The organism is Thiomicrorhabdus sp. 6S3-12, assembly GCF_017571475.1.
In the GTDB taxonomy this organism is placed as follows: Bacteria; Pseudomonadota; Gammaproteobacteria; order Thiomicrospirales; family Thiomicrospiraceae; genus Thiomicrorhabdus.
The window spans coordinates 63,571-80,286 of record NZ_JAGETW010000002.1; the positions used below are offsets into that span (position 1 = coordinate 63,571).

A 16,716-nucleotide genomic window follows, 5' to 3' on the forward strand; every position below is an offset into this window, starting at 1 on the left:
TAGCTTTAGCCTAAGATTCTTTAAATATCTCCGGTTTAAGGCGGTAACACTCAATAATTCCCTGCACACGGCTCAAACAGTTACCGCACCCGGTTGATGCGCCGGTTGTTTTCTGTAGACAGTGCACCATTTCCTCGACCGGCTCCAGCTGTGGATTTTCAGGAAGTTGCTGTAACAACTGATCCAGAGTGACATGATGACAGGTGCAGATCAGCGGGTTTTCGCCGACCAGCATCTGCACATAGCTTTTTTGACAGAGATGTAAATTCATACAATTTGCCGGTTAAGAGTTTGTCTCAGCCCTGCGCCGTTCGTTATTTCTTCAAGGCTAATAGGCACGGCGTAACGATCAGGGTCAGCAGCGTTGAAAAGGTCAGGCCGCCGACAATCGCGCTGGAGAGCTGTACCCACCACTGTGACGACGGTGCGCCGAAAGCGATACTCTGCCCGGGAATATCAATAGTCATCGCCAGAACCATCGGCATGAGCCCGAGAATGGTCGTCGTGGTCGTCAGCAGCACCGGACGCATACGCTGTGACAGCGTCAGCTGAATCGCGGCAATTTTCTCCATCCCTTCTAACCGGTACTGATTATAAGTATCAATCAGCACGATATTATTATTGACCACTATTCCCGCCAGAGCGATGACCCCGATTCCGACCATCACCACCCCGAAAGGATTCTGAGTAATCAAAAGTCCGAGCAAAACCCCGGCCGTGGAGAAAATGATCGCCGTTAGGATAACCCCGGCCTGATAGAAACTGTTGAACTGCGTCACCAGAATCACAACCATCAAAAACAGCGCACTGGCAAACGCTTTCATCAGGAAATCCGCCGCTTCCTTCTGATCTTCATCCTGCCCCTTGAAGCGAATGGCGACATCGGATTGCAAAGGCTTGTTCTCCAAAGACTGTTTCAGCAGATTCAGCTGCTGATCAACCTGAAATCCGGGAGGGACATCCGACTGCACACTCATTACTCTCTGTCCGTTGACCCGCTCGATCAAAGAAGTTTTCTGCCGCGGATGGAACGCCGCAAAGTTGGAAAGCGGCACCGGTCCGTAAGCGGTCGGAATTTTCAGATTCATCATCTGTTCGAGATTACGCTCCTGCTCCGGAAAACGCAGACGTATATCCAGTTCTTCTTCGGCATCGTCCGGCTGATAGGAAGCGATCTTTATTCCGGAGGTCAGCATTTGAATGGTATTACCCAACGTGGCGATATCGACCTGATAACGGGCCGCCTGTTCACGATCGACTCTTAAATGCCATTCGATACCCGGAATCGGTCGCGAATCTTCAATGTCGATAAACCCGCCAATCTCCGCCATACGCTGACGGACTTCCTCAACTCCGGACTTCAGCGACGCAAATTCCGTCGCCGAGAGCTCGACCTGAATCGGCTTACCGCTGGATGGCCCGTTATCCTGCTTGCGCACCTGCGCCTGAATCCCCGGTAGCAGAGCAAGCCGTTGGCGTATATCCTGAATCACCTGATCGGCTGCCGGGCGCTCTTGCCAATCGCGCAATTCCAGCTGGATAATACCGATCAGATCCACCGGCACATTATGCAACTGACTGGCGTCATTATAGGTTTTGGCATACAACGTTTTATAAACCGGAATATCCAGAATCGCCGCTTCCACTCTCTTGAGCAGCTCGTCCTTTTCATATACCGACAGATCGCCTCTGGCCTGTACCTGAACCTGAATGAAGTCCGGTTCAACTTCCGGGAAAAACTCGACGCCCTTGCCGAATTGAGCATAGGCGACATAGGAAGCAGCCATAAACAGCGTCGCAATCAGCAGCACTTTTTTCGGATGACTCAACAACGGCGTAATCGCCTTAATGTACAGTTTGGTCCAGCGACCGACAGAATGTCCCTGTACTGTCTCGCTTGCCACTGATAAATGCTCTTCAGAGTGACCTTCTAACGGCACTTTATCCGCATTGCCTGATACCACGGATCCGAGCACCGGAATAAAAATCAACGCCATTAACAAGGATGCGAGCAGTGTCAGAATCACGGTAATCGGCAAAAACTTCATGAACTCACCGACTACACCCGGCCAGAACAGAAGTGGAAAGAATACGCTCAAGGTTGTTGCCGTCGAAGCGATAATCGGCCAGGCCATCCGCTTCGCTCCTACGGCATAAGCTTCTTTCGGTGCCATCCCTTCGGCCATTTTGCGTTGCGCCAGCTCCACCGTAACAATCGCGCCGTCAACCAGCATACCGACCGAGAGAATCAGACTGAACAGAACGATAATATTCAGCGTGTAATCCATGCTTTGTAACGCCAGTATGCCGGACAGGAAAGCGCCCGGTATCGCCAGCCCCACCAATACCGCCGGTTTGATTCCCAAAGCCGCGATCACGACCAGCATGACCAGAAAAATGGCCGTCAGCACATTATTCTCCAGATCTCCGAGCAGGGCTTTAATCTGCTCGGACTGGTCCTGCATAAAGTGCACGCTCAAAGCTTTCGGCCAATCCTTCTGCTTTTCCGCTACAACATTTTTGACTTGATCGATGGTTTCAATGATATTCGCGCCGACGCGTTTGGTCACTTCCAGCACCAGCGCCGGTTCACCGCCGACTCGTGCGAAACCGTCCGGATCTTTATAGGTGCGTCGTACCTGCGCCAGATCGCTGAAAGTCACGACCGTTCCCTGATGCGTTTTGATCGGCAGCTCCAACACATCCTGAATATTTTCGATAACACCGGGAACCTTAAAGACCATGCGCCCGGAACCGGTATCCATTGCACCGGCCGGCACCAGCTGGTTATTACGGCTCAGAAAACTCACCACTTCATCAAAAGAGAGGTGATAGGTTTCCAGCGTTTCCGGTTCGATAATGACTTCCATCATCTCTTCCCGGTCACCGCCGATCTCCACTTCAAGCACGCCGCTCAGAGATTCCAGTTCGTCTTTTAAATCCTGCGCCAGACGGACCATCTCTCTTTCCGGAATTGGTCCGGACAGGGAGAGTGAAATGACCGGAAACAGCGCCACATTAATTTCGTTTACTGTCGGTTCAAGCGTATCGGGCGGCAAGTTGGCTTTGGCCAGATCGACTTTTTCGCGCACATCCAGAAGCGCCTGATCAATATCGGCACCGGCGGAAAACTCCAGCAGAATCGAACCGTAATTTTCTGCCGCCGTCGCCGTCATCTCTTTTAAACCATCCAGAGACTGGAGTTCTTTCTCCATCGGTTTAATCAACAGCCTTTCCGCATCTTCCGGGGAAATTCCGTCATGTACCATCGAAACAATGAATATCGGGATCGGGACATCCGGAGAAGACTCTTTCGGTATCGACAGGTAGGCGTAAGCACCGGCGACGATCAGCATAATAAAGGTCAGCAGAACCACCCGGCTACGATTGAATGCGGCATCAATAAAACCCATAAAATTACTGCTCCGCCGCCTGGATATTAACCGTTTGTCCGGCCTGTACAAATCCTTGCCCGGTGACAATCAGCTGCGCTTTCGGCGGCAAGCCGGTAATGTAAATACCGTCTTTTACCGCCTGAATCACCTGAACCGGATAGAACTCGACTTCGCGGGTTGAATTGACGGTTTTCACCCCCATTACGCCCTTGTCGTTCAAGGTCAGCAATGCAGAGGAAATAAAATGCGCCTGCACCTGCATTTTCGGAATTTCCGCAGTGACGCTAATCCCGCTCGGAATATCCGCGGTATCCGGCAATAGAATCTCGACTCGGAAAGTTTTGGTATTTTCATCGGCTTTAGGCGAAATAAAACGCACCGTGCCATGCAGCACCTCTCCGGTCGCCAGTCTGACCTGTGCCGGCGATTGCAGTTTCAGATACGGATATTCGGTTTGCGCAACCGAAACCGATGCGACCATGGAGTGGGTATCGATCACTTCAAACAAAGGATTCCCTTTGAAGATATAATCGCCCAACTCGACCTTCTGTTCGGCAATAATTCCGTCGAAAGGGGCTCGGACTTCAAGTTGATCAATCTCCTGACGCAGAATATTCTCTTCCGCCTTCGCCGCCTCATACGAAGCCAGAAGCTCATCTATCTGTGACTGGGCACTGAAACCGCGATTCTTGAGATCTTTAGTCGCCTGGTATTTATTTCTGGTTTCCAGTGTTTTCGCCTTAGCGCGTTTAAGCTTAACCGCCCGATCTTCTATGCTCAGTTTGAGCAATAATTCACCGCTTGCGACCTTATCCCCTTCAAGTTTGAAAATTTTTTCCACCTTGCCGTAGGTTTCGGCCAAAACCTGAGTTTCGCGAAACGGCAGCAGATCACCGTGCGCCTTGATAAAACTGGTCACCACTTCGGCATTCGACGTTCGGGTTTCAACGCTAGCAAGCGGGATCTTTTTCGCCTCGTCGGCAGCGGTTTGGTCATGATTCTGATAGCCGAGCGCCATCCAGACAATCATCAGCAATAAAAGGCCCGCCGAAACGGTAAAGGAGTGTTTCATGCAAAAAATTCCACAAAAATATTGAAAGGCATAAACAGCATAAGGAGTTCGCGAAAAATAGGCAAATCCTAATACAAAAAAACCCCGCCGTCGGAGACTTTCGGCAGGGTTTTCAGCAGAACAGCTTATTGGAAATTAAGCTTCTTTCTTACCGCTCATCGAAACATGATAATGCGGATCCTCGGAGACATTGATTTCAATCAGGTCTCTGGCGTCATGCAGCAACTTCTGACATTCCGGACTCAGGTGTTTCAACACCAGCTTCTTGCCGGCCGCTTTGTACTTCTGCGTCAGGTTATCAATCGCTTCAATCCCGGTATGATCATAAACACGTGAATACATGAAATCGATCTGCACGCAATCCGGATCGTTCTTCGGATCGAAGCGGTCAATAAAGTTTTTCGCCGATGCAAAAAACAGCGGTCCCTGAACCCTGTAGGTTTTTACCAGTTTGCCGTCAATAATCTCTTCCGAAGCATCCAGCAGGATACGTTGCGCATGCTGCCAGGCAAATACCAGCGCGGCAACGATGATCCCGGCAATAACCGCCACCGCCAGATCGAAAATCACCGTCAGCGCCGTAACCAGAATCATCACAAAAGCGTCCGCTTTGCTCATGCCGCGCATAATATTCCAGCTTGACCAGTTAAAGGTGGCAATAACCACGAAGAACATCAGCCCGACCAGAGCCCCGATCGGCACCATTTCAATCAGCGATGAAGCGACCAGTACGATAACCAGCAGACCGGTAGCAGCGGTAATTCCTGACAGGCGTCCGGTACCGCCGGATTTGACATTAATCATCGACTGTCCGATCAGAGCACAGCCTCCCATGGTACCGAAAGTACCGGCAGTACAGTTTGCCGCACCCAAAGCGATACACTCTTTATTCGCTTTACCACGGGTTTCGGTAATGTCGTCAATCAGCGTCATCGTCAGCAGCGATTCAACCGAACCTATAATGGTCAGGATAATTGCATACGGCAGGACAATCCACAGAGTCTCCAGCGACCAGAAACCTTCCGGAAGCGTGGTAAACCAGCTCATCCCCTGAAATCCGCCTTCGGTACCGTCACCGTAAACCAGTGACTCCAATGTACCGGAGACCGCCGCTCGATCGCCAACGGTCACGGCGTTGATATCAAACATCACGACCACAACGGAGACCAGAATAATCGCCGCCAGCGCGGATGGAATCGCTTTGGTCAGACGCGGCAGCAGATAGATGATCGCCATGGTCGCGGCAATAATCGCCACCATAATATTCAGACTCTCCCCGGTCAGCCACTGGCCGCTGGAATCCTTAAACTGGGTAAACTGCGCAATCAGAATAATCAATGCCAGACCATTGACGAATCCGAGCATGACCGAACTGGGCACCATACGGATAAAGCGCCCCCACTTCATAATCCCGATAAAGATCTGCATGGCGCCCATCATAATGACCGCCAGGAAAAGATAAGAGGCGCCATGTTCCATTACCAGGTGCATCATCACGACAGCCAGAGAACCGGCCGCAGCAGTAATCATCCCCGGACGCCCGCCGAAAATCGCGGTAATCATGCCGACGATAATCGCCGCGTACAAACCGACCAGCGGGTGTACTCCGGCGACAAAGGCGAAAGCAACCGCTTCAGGCACCAGTGCCAAAGCAACGGTAATCCCCGAAAGGGTATCGTTTTTATAGGTTCGCCAATCAAATGGCTGGGCTGAACTCATAATGACTCCTCAAATTTTTAATTATTCTAAACTGGCGCAAATTCTAACAAAAAGCCGCTAGAATTACCGGTTATTCAAAAACTTATCGTAAATTCTAAAGGGAGTTTTTATGTGGATCGAGCATATCGGCACAATCGGACTGGTGGCGGTCGTCGTTCTGGTCGTGGCACACTTTGCCCTGCACCTGTTCTTCAAAGCGCAAAAGAAGAAGCAAAAAAACCGTAAACGGGAGCAATAAAAAAACCGCATCCGGATTTGTTCCGGATGCGGTTCGGACGGTGTCGCTACAAAGCGGAATTATTCCGTAATGTAGGTACAGCAGTAGTCGGAAACTTCTTTAACTTTGATGCCGAACTTGGAGTTGGCAGGCACCTCGAAACTATCACCGGCTTTAATGGTTTTCCACTCGGTTTCCCCCGGAAGAAGAACGTCCACTTCGCCGGCCATAAATTCCATGATTTCCGCCGCTTCGGTACCGAACTCATAATCACCCGGCATCATAATGCCCAGTGTCTTGTAAGAACCGTCTTCGAAAACCACTTTGCGGCTGGTCACCTTACCGTCGAAATAGATATTCGCTTCACGCACGACGGTTACATTATTAAATTCAGACATCTGTTTTTCCTTGTTGTCTTCGTTTGCTTAAGTACGGACGTGATCCGCACCGATAAATTCAATCTGATAGCCATCCGGATCTTCGGCAAAAGCGATAATGGTCGAACCGGCATTCATCGGCCCCGCTTCACGGATAATTTTGCCGCCGGCGTTTTTGACATCTTCGGCCGCTTTATAGACATCCGGCACTTCAATCGCGATGTGTCCATACCCTTCGCCCAGATCATAAGAATCCACGCCCCAGTTATAGGTCAGTTCCAACACGGTATTTTCGTCTTCGTTGCCGTAACCCAGAAACGCTAGAGTGAACTCCCCTTGCGGATAATCCTTCTGACGTAGCAGCTCCATACCCAATACTTTGGTGTAAAACTCAATCGAGCGTTCCAGGTTCCCTACTCGCAACATGGTGTGTAATAGACGCATCTTCAATCTCCAGTTCGATATCCAAAAAATAGCAGTGGCGTCATTGTATCAGCCTTATATCAGCAGTTGAATATTTCCTAGCGCACCCAGCGCCAGGCAATGACCAGCGCGAAAGTGGCGGATAACGCCATCAGCGCATAACTTAAAGGCGCGCCACCGGCCTGCCAGGCATAACCGGCAGTCAGCATTCCGACCGCGCCACCCAGGCCGTGACTGGACGCGGCAAACAAAGCCTGTCCTTTTCCATGGTGCGCACCGGTAAAATAACGATCGATCAAATGAATCGCCGAGGCGTGGAAAAGTCCGAAACTGGCAGCGTGCAGCAACTGAGCGAGCAGAATCCAGTACAGATAATGATCCAGCTGACCGGTCATCAGCCAGCGGATAACCGTCAACACGATCGCAATCAGAATCAGGCTTCGCAACGCATATTGACGAAACAACGCTGCCATCCACCAGAAGACCGCAATCTCGGCAAACACCCCCAAAGCCCACAGCCAGGAAATCAGCGTTTTACTGATACCCAACTCACTCATCTGAATGCTGAAAAAACTGTAATAAACGCCATGTGACGCCTGCACCAGAAAACTCACGATCAACAGGCTGAGTACTTCCGGACGTCGTACGATCGCCAAAAAGTGTTGCGAATGGTGTTCGGCATGCTCCGTAAACCGCTGTTCCTTGACTAAATAGGTAGAGAGCCAGACAACCAACAGCAACAGGCTCATCGCCCAGGGCAGAATGGCGATACCGAAACGGTCGAACAACCAGCCGAGAGAAACTGCGGCGACGATAAAGCCAAGTGAACCCCACAGTCGGATCTGCCCGTAACGGTGCTTATCTTCGCCAAGACGCTTGAAGGTATAGGATTCAAACTGCGGCAGCGAAGAGTGCCAGAAAAAGCTGAACAGCAGCAAGGTAAACAGCAGCGGCCAATAGGAATCAAACAGAATCAACCCGGCGGAAAGCACTAAAGCCCCAAAAGTGGCCACTCTGACCCAGAAGACCGGTTTCCCGCTACGGTCGGAAAAAATTCCCCAGATATTCGGGGCAACCACTTTGGTCAGCATCAGCACCGCCAGCAGTTCGCCGATTTCGACCGGTGTAAACGCCAGAGAATTAAAATACAGCCCCAGATAAGGCAGAATCGTCCCCAGCAGGGAAAAGTAGAAAAAATAGTGCAACGACAAAGGCCAGCACTTGCAGGTATCGACACGCCCTTTATCCATTTCCCCTCTCTTAAACTAGAAAACCACGAAGCGGTTAAACTCCGTGGCTCGTTGAACTCTTTTAATATGCGAACCTCAAAACGAAATAAAACCTTCTAGTTCACGGCGCTGAGGGACGAAGTTTACTAGAGGTAAATGAGTCACTCAGCAACAAAGAAATGGGAGGTTTTAGACGTTTTTACTGGCAAGATCCATGATTGGCGGCACGACATCACCATTCTGCGCACGGTTACGCATAAAATGATCCAATAGAACAATCGCCATCTGCGCTTCGGCAATCGGCGTCGCGCGGATACCGACACAAGGGTCGTGGCGCCCTTTGGTGACCATTTCAATATTTTCGCCAGCGGTATTGATCGAACGTCCCGGGGTCATAATGCTTGACGTCGGTTTCAGAGCAAGATGCGCGATAATCTCCTGCCCGGTGGAGATTCCTCCAAGAATACCGCCGGCATGGTTGGACTGAAAACCGTCGGAGGTCATCTCGTCACGATGCTCGGTCCCCAACTGGCCGGCAACGGCAAAACCGTCGCCGATCTCCACGCCTTTAACCGCATTGATACTCATCAGCGCATGCGCCAGATCCGCATCCAGACGGTCAAAAATCGGTTCGCCGAGACCGACCGGGACGTTCTTGGCAATTACCGTAATTTTTGCGCCGACCGAATCTTTCTTCTTCAAAAGTTCATCCATGTACTGACGGATTTCTTCACGCTTGCCCTCATCCGGACAGAAATAGATATTGTCGTTATCGAACGGCCAGGAAACGTTTTCGACCTTGATCGGACCCAATTGCGACAGATAGCCTTTGACCTCGACACCTAAACGCTCTTTGAGATATTTTTTGGCAATTGCACCGGCGGCAACACGCATCGCCGTTTCACGGGCCGACGAACGTCCGCCACCGCGATAATCACGCAAACCGTATTTCTGAGTATAGGTATAGTCGGCGTGTGCCGGACGGAAGGTTTCCGCCACCTTGGAGTAATCTTTTGAACGCTGATCTTTATTGTGAATGATCATGCCGATCGGCGTTCCGGTCGTTTTCCCTTCGAAAACTCCGGACAGAATCTGCACTTCGTCGTCTTCACGACGTGCCGTCGCATGCTTGGAAGTCCCCGGCTTGCGACGATCCAGCTCTTTCTGGATATCCGCTTCCGACAGCTCCAGCCCCGGAGGACAGCCGTCAACAATACACCCAAGGGCTAAACCATGACTTTCCCCGAACGTTGTGACTCGAAAATTTTGACCTAAAGTATTTCCTGACATACGCTAACTTCTTTTTTAAAATGCTCTGATTGCGCGCTATTTTACTGTATTTAAACCCCGAAGACACGAAGAGCGCGAAGGTTTTAGACGATAGCCGCTAATGTCGCTGCGGTTTGCCCGAATTTATAGCGAACTCGGCAAATCCCTCTTCACCTCTTCAAACCCCAGAGCCAAACTCACTATGAATATCTATTCCGAAATTTACACGGTGCAAAAGTCCGATCTGGATTTTCTAGGACATGTGAACAACAAAAGTTATCTGGACTGGATGGAGAAGCTCGCCTGGGCGCACGCCGTCTCGGTCGGCATCGATAAACCACTGCAGAAAAAACTGAACCGGATTCTGGCGATCTACGAACACCAGATGCGTTACCTGGCCAGCAGCTATGAAGGAGACAGAATTGAGTTGAAAACCTGGGTGGGCAAGCGCATCGGCTGCTGCCAGCGTGAGCGCTTTTTCGAATTTGTGCGTTTGAACGATAACAAAACCGTCTTTGAAGCCAACAGCATTTATGTCTGTATTACCTTAGACAGCCATCGACCGAAAAAGATTCCACGGGAATTTATCGAGCCTTATTTTCAGAACCGGGCCGAACGCTGACCGTCAATAAAACTCATACATCGGCTGTTCGCCAAGCTGTTCCGACCAGGATTTCAAAACGTTACGCGCGTTCAAGTCCTGTACCGGACGGGCATTATCCCCCATCACCTGATGCATCATCTGAATCTGCTCTGCCGACGCTTCGACCGGGTGTTTGAAGACCATCCAGTAAACGCCTTCGCTGCATGGCGGCGTGGTCAATGAACCGCTGTATTTGTAAAACTCGGTATTGCCCGGAATGAAATAGGCCGGATTCAGACTTAATCCCTTGTACAGTTTCTCTGCACCGGACTGCTTCGGTAAAACCTGCAGCAGCGTATTCAGATAATCGTTCTCTTCCCCTTCCTGAAAAATCACCGCGATTACCGCCAGATTTCCGTCGCCGTCTTTATGCACCAGATGCACTTCCATCGGGTAGTTGAAGCCCTCTTTTTTATGCTCGCTCGGAGTATGGAAGTGGAATTGCATCAGCTCATAACGTTTGCCGCCGACTTTGATATAACTGCCCAGCGGGTAATTCACCTGAACACTATGGCCGTTATTGATAACTTTCAGCGGAACATCGCGATAGAAAATATCCAGACTGCCCAGTCCCTGGGTTCCGATTGCAGTAGCATCGCGCAGATCGATCGGTGACTGATTTTTGCCGCCTTTACAGGTCGCGTAAGCCTGCGACAAATCACCCCAGTGCGCAGGTCCTTCAGTTCCGGCATATCCCCAATGCGGAGCCTGTTGCGCAGGTTCTTTTTGAGGTTCTGCCGCGGCTTTCTGCACGCTTTGCGGGCGCTCATGTTTGACTACAGGAGCCTGAACAGCCGGACGCGGGCTGGATTGTGCCGGTGTGGCCGGAGTTGTGGTTTGTTCCGTCTCCTGCAACTGTTCCAGCTCCGCGCCCAGATCAATCAGCGGAGCATCCTGCGCCTGCGACTGGAAAGGAACACTGCATAACACTGCCAGGGAGAGAGCCTGCAAAGAAACACCGAAAGACTGCTTAATTTTGAATGACTGCATAGAACGCTCGTAAACCATCATGGATAAAAATGTCAAAAGACCGGCAATTGCGGCAATTTAGCCATTCACCGACCCGCTGGTCTAAAGATACAAGCGATAAGCGTGCCAATAAATCGCGCTCAATCGCCGATTTTCAAACACCTGAAATACCCGATTAGGCGGGATTGACTCGTTCGGCAATCTCGTTGGCAAACAACTCCAACTCCGACTTCTGAATCGCAAACACCCCTTCGCCACCGTTCTCGAACTCGAACCAGTAGAACGGCAATTCCGGATACTCCTGTTCAAGATAATATTGTGAGACTCCGACTTCGACGATCAGTACTCCGTCCTCTTTCAGATACTTAGGTGCCTCCAGCAGGATTTTCCGGACCAGATCCAGGCCATCTTTACCAGCAGCCAGACCTAATGCCGGCTCTCTTTGGAATTCTTCCGGCAGGTGATCCATTTCAATCTCATCAACATACGGCGGATTGGAAACGATCAGATCATACTGCTTTCCTTGCAAACCACTGAAAAGGTCCGACTGAATCGGATGCGCCACCCCTTCAAGGTGGTACAGTTCAACATTCTGTTGCGCGATCTGCAAAGCCTCGGTGGAGATATCCACCAGATCAACTTCGGCATTCGAGAAAGCTTTTAGCGATGCAATCCCGATACAGCCGCTTCCGGTACACATATCCAGAACATTCGTCACCGAATCCGCATCCACCCAAGGCGCATAACGGTTCTCGATCAGCTCGGCGATCGGAGAGCGCGGCACCAGAGTCGCCTCGGATACAATAAAACGTAAACCGGCAAACCACGCTTCGCCGGTCAGATAGGCGGCCGGCTGACGGGTCTCGATCCGGCGACGGAAAAGCTCGACGACTTCTTCTTTTTCGGCATGCGTCAGACGGGCAGTCCAGTAATTATCCGGAATATGCTGCGGAAGTTGCAGGACATGAAACACCAGAACTTTGGCTTCATCGAAGGCGTTATCGGTACCGTGACCAAAAAACAGATCATTCTTGCGGAACAGGCTGCCGCCCCAGCGCACGAAATCGATCACATTTTCCAGGCCGTCATACTGATAGTTAAAATTGGTCACGGTCATCCCCTATTTATGCTTTTTTCTTGGCGTGTTTCGGACGGAAAGCTTTGACGAAACTTTCGTCGGTTTCCAAATAAGGACCGTCAATCAGGTCGACGCAATACGGCACCGCCGGGAAAACCGCTTCCAGACACTCACCTATCGCTGACGGCTTGCCCGGCAGATTGATAATCAGACTCTCGCCGCGGATACCGGCAATCTGACGAGACAGAATTGCCGTCGGGACATACTGGAGAGAAACCGCACGCATCTGTTCGGCAAAGCCATCCAAAATTTTATCGCACACCGCTTCGGTCGCTTCCGGGGTGACATCACGTTTTGCCGGACCGGTTCCGCCGGTGGTCAAAATCAGGCAGCAGCCCTCTTGATCAGCCAGCTCTTTGAGCGTACTTTCGATTAACGTCTGTTCGTCTTCAATAACCCGTGCCACCGGTTGCCATTCGCTGGTCAACGCCTTCGCAATCCATTCCTGCATGGCTGGGCCGCCGAGATCCTCGTACTCGCCGCGAGAGGCGCGATCCGATACGGTAACAAATCCGATTTTAATTGCTGAATTTTCCATCAATTTCCTTTGAACTTCTCTTGAATTCCAAAATTTCAGCCCCATATCATACCGTATTCTATGAATTACCTGAAAACAGCTTGCTTCTGGAGCAGGCAAATATACAAGGCAAAGTCAAAAGCTATGAGCGATAAGCAAGATTTACTGGAAACCACTGACAACGAAAGCGTTCAACAGAACGAGCCGGTATCGGAGGCGATCTCCGATGAGTCGTTACAGACCCATGAACACAGCGGCTCGCAGGAAAATGCGCAGAATCGCGAGCCGGTCATTATCGAAGTGGAAAACGACAATTCAGCTTCCGCAGATCCGGAGCTTGCCGAAAACCTGATCGATATTCTGACTCAGGCCAAGGAAAATGCCGAAGGCGGTTCCGACAAGCCTATTTTCGGACAGCTCGCCAAACCGGATCTGACTTTTCCGAACGAAATTTACCTCTTGCCGGTTAAAGAGCGTCCGTTTTTTCCGGGTCAGCAACTTCCGGTTCTGCTGTCGCGCGAAATGTGGGAAGAGACCTTCGAAGCCATTCAGGAACGTAAATGTCAGTACATCGGCCTGATCTATGTCGATCACGAAGAGCATGACAAAACGCCGACCGACGATTTCAGCTCTGTCGGAACCCTGGTGCGCATCCGCAACCCGAAAATCCGGGAAGACTATATTCAGCTGGTAGCCGAAGGTATCTGCCGTTTTCAGGTAGATTTCTGGGTATCCGGAAAAGCGCCTTATCGCGCTGTTGTCAGCTATCCAAAAGATATTATCACCTGTTCCGACGATGTTCTGAAAGCGCACGGCATGGCCATTATGAACGCCTTCCGCGAGCTGCTGCCTCTGAATCCGTTATACAGTGAAGAATTAAAGTATTTCCTGAACCGCTACAGCGCCACCGAACCGTCCCGTCTGGCCGACTTTGCGGCCAGTTTGACGACCGCCGAAAACGATAAACTGCAGGAAGTTTTGGAGACTTTCGATCTCGAGCGTCGTCTGGAACAAGTGCTGGCCTTGCTCAAGCACGAACAGGAAGTAACCAAACTCCAGTTCAACATCCGTGAGCGCGTCGAGGAAACCCTTTCCGAACATCAGCGCGACTTCTTCCTGCGCCAACAGCTCAAGGAAATTCAAAAAGAACTGGGCATTGTCAAAGACGACCAGACGATGGATCGCGACCGCTTCGAAGACCGTATCGAGAAGCTGGCGCTGTCCGAAGAGGCGATGAAAAAAGCCGAAGAGGAACTCAATAAACTGAGCAGTCTGGATCCGCAGTCGCCGGAATACAATGTCGCCCGCAACTGGCTGGACTGGCTGACCCAATTGCCTTGGGGTCAGTACAGCGATGACAATCTCGATCTGAAACGGGCGCGCAAAATTCTCGATAAAAAGCATGACGGTTTGGAAGACGTAAAAGACCGCATTCTCGAGTTTCTTGCCGTCGGTGCGCTGAAAGGCGAAGTTTCCGGTTCGATCATCTGCCTGGTCGGGCCACCGGGCGTCGGTAAGACCTCGATCGGTAAATCCATCGCCGAGGCACTGGATCGCAAGTTTTATCGCTTCTCGGTCGGCGGAATGCGCGACGAAGCCGAAATCAAAGGGCACAGACGCACCTACATCGGTGCCATGCCGGGGAAATTCATTCAGGCGTTGAAAGACTGCGAAACAGCCAATCCGGTGATTATGCTCGATGAGGTCGATAAGATCGGCGCATCCTATCACGGCGATCCGGCTTCCGCCCTGCTCGAGGTACTGGATCCGGAGCAGAATCAGGAGTTCATGGATCATTTTATGGATCTGCGTTTCGATCTGTCCAAAGCGCTGTTTGTCTGTACCGCCAATACTCTGGACTCGATTCCCGGACCGCTGCTTGACCGAATGGAAGTGATCCGCCTTTCGGGTTACATCACCGAAGAAAAAATGCAGATCGCCAAACATCATTTGTGGCCGCAACTGCTGGAAGAATCCGGCCTGAATAAAGATCAGGTGCAAATCACCGCACCGGCGATTCGTCATGTGATCGAAGGCTATGCCCGCGAATCCGGGGTACGCAACCTGAAAAAACAGCTCGCAAAACTGGTGCGTAAACTGGCAATCAAGTTCGTCACCGGCGAATTGCAGGAAACCAAAATCCATGTCAATGAACTGGAGCAGATGCTCGGTCAGCCGCGCTTCCACCCGGAAAAAATCAACCAACAGATCGGGACGGTCACCGGCCTGGCCTGGACATCCATGGGCGGAGCGACTCTGACCATCGAAGCCAGCCGGGTTCACACCCATAACCGCGGTTTCAAGCTTTCCGGTCAGCTGGGTGATGTCATGCAGGAGTCTGCCGGAATCGCTTACAGCTTTATCAGCTCCAACCTGGAGAAATACAAAGCCGATCCGGAGTTCTTCGACAAAGCCTTTGTCCATCTGCATGTTCCGGACGGGGCGACGCCGAAAGACGGGCCGAGCGCCGGGATTACCATGGCAACCGCCCTGCTTTCTCTGGCGCGCAACGAATCGGTCAAAACGCCGCTGGCCATGACCGGCGAACTGAGTCTGACCGGTCAGGTTCTGCCGGTCGGCGGTATTCGCGAAAAAGTCATCGCGGCGCGACGTCTCGGCATCAAAGAACTGATTCTGCCGGAAGACAACCGCAAGGACTATCTGGAACTGCCGGACTACCTGCGCGAAGGGATGAACGTCCATTTTGCCAAACAGTTCGACGAAGTGGCTCGTCTGACATTCAATATCCGCTCGAAATCCAATGCGCTTAAAACCTATCTGGCGCAAAAAGAGTCGGAAATCGAGCTCAGTACCCACCACTGATTCCGTGACAACAAAAAAGCCGCATAATGCGGCTTTTCTTTTTACAGGCTCTAACTAAAAAACTGTCGTTTAAAGTTTCTGGTTATAGGTAATCAGATTGGCCCTTAATTCGGCAACAACGTCTTCGTCCAGCATCAGTTCTTCCATCGCCGTTTTTTCCATCATACGCATCTCTTCGCCGCGATAAGCTCCCAACGAAATTTCCGCCACAACCGCATTCGACAGCTGCAGCATGGCGACCATCAGACGCACTTCTTCATTACTGATATTTCCCGGCCGCTGAGTATGGTGCAACATAATGGCGTTGATCATTACCGTCGGTAACTGCCACTTTTTGGCGACCAGTACACCGACCATACAGTGATCCGCACCCAAAATTTCGCGCTCCTTGAGCATAACCGAAAAAGGGTTGGCCAGGCTGGCACGAAACAGCGCATCATAAGCTTCTTCGTCTTTTGCCGTCAGCATCAGGGAACCGGCATTATGAAACAGTCCCAGCATATACGCCTGATCGCGGGTCACACCATGAACGAACTCGGTCAGATACGCCATGCAGAAAGCCACATCGACACTGTGATCGAGAATATCCCGATGCAGCCCCTTACTGCTGAACAGGCGCTGGAAAGCGGCCGCTACGACCAGGTTATAGAGGTTATCCAACCCCATCGCGAACACCGCTTCGCGAATGCCGTTCACCGGTTCTCTGAGTTTGATTACCGGAGAATTCACCAGCCGCATGACCTCACCTGAAAGCGTCACGTTCTGTTCGAGAATCTCAACAATTCTTTGCGTATTCGACAGCGCACTGTTGATCTCTCGTTCCAGTTCAATCACTTCCTGGGGAAATTCCGGAATTTTTATACCGCGGATAGCATTCAAAGCGGCACGTAACTGCTCTTGCATGAAGGGACCCTCAACTCAACAA

15 protein-coding genes are annotated in these 16,716 nt (G+C 51.2%); 3 read left to right on the plus strand and 12 right to left on the minus strand.

Features of this window, described 5'->3' with window-relative positions:
- Window positions 1–10: 10 nt before the first annotated feature.
- The 4 genes from J3999_RS03280 to J3999_RS03295 all read right to left on the minus strand — a co-directional run bounded on the left by J3999_RS03280 (window position 11) and on the right by J3999_RS03295 (window position 6,186).
- Window positions 11–271, minus strand: a complete 261-nt coding sequence (locus tag J3999_RS03280; protein WP_208126554.1) for a (2Fe-2S)-binding protein — start codon at window positions 269–271, stop codon at window positions 11–13.
- A gap of 43 nt (window positions 272–314) precedes the next feature.
- Entirely contained in the window at window positions 315–3,413 is a 3,099-nt protein-coding gene (locus J3999_RS03285; RefSeq protein ID WP_208126555.1) for an efflux RND transporter permease subunit, read from the minus strand.
- Between the two features lie 4 nt (window positions 3,414–3,417).
- Entirely contained in the window at window positions 3,418–4,467 is a 1,050-nt protein-coding gene (locus J3999_RS03290) for an efflux RND transporter periplasmic adaptor subunit (RefSeq protein WP_208126556.1), read from the minus strand.
- A 135-nt stretch (window positions 4,468–4,602) separates the two neighbouring features.
- On the minus strand, window positions 4,603–6,186 hold the full coding sequence (locus tag J3999_RS03295; protein ID WP_208126557.1) for a SulP family inorganic anion transporter: 1,584 nt from the start codon (window positions 6,184–6,186) through the stop codon (window positions 4,603–4,605).
- Window positions 6,187–6,295: 109 nt separating this feature from the next.
- On the opposite strand from J3999_RS03295, the gene J3999_RS11965 reads away from it, so the two are divergent.
- A complete protein-coding gene (locus tag J3999_RS11965; RefSeq protein ID WP_256438074.1) occupies window positions 6,296–6,424 on the plus strand; it encodes a hypothetical protein in 129 nt (42 codons plus the stop codon).
- A gap of 59 nt (window positions 6,425–6,483) precedes the next feature.
- Here the strand turns inward: J3999_RS11965 and J3999_RS03300 are convergent, their stop codons facing one another.
- The 4 genes from J3999_RS03300 to aroC all read right to left on the minus strand — a co-directional run bounded on the left by J3999_RS03300 (window position 6,484) and on the right by aroC (window position 9,722).
- Window positions 6,484–6,801, minus strand: coding sequence for a pyrimidine/purine nucleoside phosphorylase (locus J3999_RS03300; protein WP_208126558.1), 318 nt, complete (start codon window positions 6,799–6,801; stop codon window positions 6,484–6,486).
- Window positions 6,802–6,828: 27 nt separating this feature from the next.
- Complete coding sequence (gene gloA, locus J3999_RS03305; RefSeq protein WP_173284446.1) at window positions 6,829–7,224, minus strand: lactoylglutathione lyase; 396 nt, start codon at window positions 7,222–7,224, stop codon at window positions 6,829–6,831.
- Window positions 7,225–7,301: 77 nt separating this feature from the next.
- Window positions 7,302–8,453 carry an MFS transporter gene (locus J3999_RS03310; protein ID WP_208126559.1) on the minus strand — a complete coding sequence of 384 codons (1,152 nt, stop codon included), beginning with the start codon at window positions 8,451–8,453 and terminating at the stop codon, window positions 7,302–7,304.
- 168 nt (window positions 8,454–8,621) lie between these two features.
- Window positions 8,622–9,722 carry a chorismate synthase gene (aroC, locus tag J3999_RS03315; protein WP_208126560.1) on the minus strand — a complete coding sequence of 367 codons (1,101 nt, stop codon included), beginning with the start codon at window positions 9,720–9,722 and terminating at the stop codon, window positions 8,622–8,624.
- Window positions 9,723–9,822: 100 nt separating this feature from the next.
- On the opposite strand from aroC, the gene J3999_RS03320 reads away from it, so the two are divergent.
- A complete protein-coding gene (locus tag J3999_RS03320) occupies window positions 9,823–10,323 on the plus strand; it encodes a thioesterase family protein (RefSeq protein ID WP_243755289.1) in 501 nt (166 codons plus the stop codon).
- Between the two features lie 3 nt (window positions 10,324–10,326).
- Here the strand turns inward: J3999_RS03320 and J3999_RS03325 are convergent, their stop codons facing one another.
- The 3 genes from J3999_RS03325 to mog form a co-directional block, all read right to left on the minus strand.
- Window positions 10,327–11,334: a carbonic anhydrase family protein gene (locus J3999_RS03325; protein ID WP_208126561.1), complete on the minus strand. Its 1,008-nt coding sequence runs from the start codon at window positions 11,332–11,334 to the stop codon at window positions 10,327–10,329.
- A gap of 154 nt (window positions 11,335–11,488) precedes the next feature.
- Complete coding sequence (gene prmB, locus J3999_RS03330) at window positions 11,489–12,424, minus strand: 50S ribosomal protein L3 N(5)-glutamine methyltransferase (RefSeq protein WP_208126562.1); 936 nt, start codon at window positions 12,422–12,424, stop codon at window positions 11,489–11,491.
- 13 nt (window positions 12,425–12,437) lie between these two features.
- A complete protein-coding gene (gene mog, locus J3999_RS03335) occupies window positions 12,438–12,989 on the minus strand; it encodes a molybdopterin adenylyltransferase (RefSeq protein WP_208126563.1) in 552 nt (183 codons plus the stop codon).
- 123 nt (window positions 12,990–13,112) lie between these two features.
- On the opposite strand from mog, the gene lon reads away from it, so the two are divergent.
- On the plus strand, window positions 13,113–15,791 hold the full coding sequence (gene lon, locus J3999_RS03340; RefSeq protein ID WP_208126564.1) for an endopeptidase La: 2,679 nt from the start codon (window positions 13,113–13,115) through the stop codon (window positions 15,789–15,791).
- 69 nt (window positions 15,792–15,860) lie between these two features.
- On the opposite strand, the gene J3999_RS03345 is transcribed toward lon, so the two are convergent.
- The gene (locus tag J3999_RS03345; RefSeq protein ID WP_208126565.1) at window positions 15,861–16,694 is read right to left on the minus strand and encodes an HDOD domain-containing protein; all 834 of its coding nucleotides are present in this window, start codon (window positions 16,692–16,694) and stop codon (window positions 15,861–15,863) included.
- Between the last annotated feature and the right edge of the window lie 22 nt (window positions 16,695–16,716).

Coding starts and splice junctions, on each gene's coding strand:
- J3999_RS03280 (WP_208126554.1), bottom strand. CDS start 271: ATGAATTTACATCTCTGTCAAAAAAGCTATGTGCAGATGCTGGTCGGC.
- J3999_RS03285 (WP_208126555.1), bottom strand. CDS start 3,413: ATGGGTTTTATTGATGCCGCATTCAATCGTAGCCGGGTGGTTCTGCTG.
- J3999_RS03290 (WP_208126556.1), bottom strand. CDS start 4,467: ATGAAACACTCCTTTACCGTTTCGGCGGGCCTTTTATTGCTGATGATT.
- J3999_RS03295 (WP_208126557.1), bottom strand. CDS start 6,186: ATGAGTTCAGCCCAGCCATTTGATTGGCGAACCTATAAAAACGATACC.
- J3999_RS11965 (WP_256438074.1), top strand. CDS start 6,296: ATGTGGATCGAGCATATCGGCACAATCGGACTGGTGGCGGTCGTCGTT.
- J3999_RS03300 (WP_208126558.1), bottom strand. CDS start 6,801: ATGTCTGAATTTAATAATGTAACCGTCGTGCGTGAAGCGAATATCTAT.
- gloA (WP_173284446.1), bottom strand. CDS start 7,224: ATGCGTCTATTACACACCATGTTGCGAGTAGGGAACCTGGAACGCTCG.
- J3999_RS03310 (WP_208126559.1), bottom strand. CDS start 8,453: ATGGATAAAGGGCGTGTCGATACCTGCAAGTGCTGGCCTTTGTCGTTG.
- aroC (WP_208126560.1), bottom strand. CDS start 9,722: ATGTCAGGAAATACTTTAGGTCAAAATTTTCGAGTCACAACGTTCGGG.
- J3999_RS03320 (WP_243755289.1), top strand. CDS start 9,823: ATGTCGCTGCGGTTTGCCCGAATTTATAGCGAACTCGGCAAATCCCTC.
- J3999_RS03325 (WP_208126561.1), bottom strand. CDS start 11,334: ATGCAGTCATTCAAAATTAAGCAGTCTTTCGGTGTTTCTTTGCAGGCT.
- mog (WP_208126563.1), bottom strand. CDS start 12,989: ATGGAAAATTCAGCAATTAAAATCGGATTTGTTACCGTATCGGATCGC.
- lon (WP_208126564.1), top strand. CDS start 13,113: ATGAGCGATAAGCAAGATTTACTGGAAACCACTGACAACGAAAGCGTT.
- J3999_RS03345 (WP_208126565.1), bottom strand. CDS start 16,694: ATGCAAGAGCAGTTACGTGCCGCTTTGAATGCTATCCGCGGTATAAAA.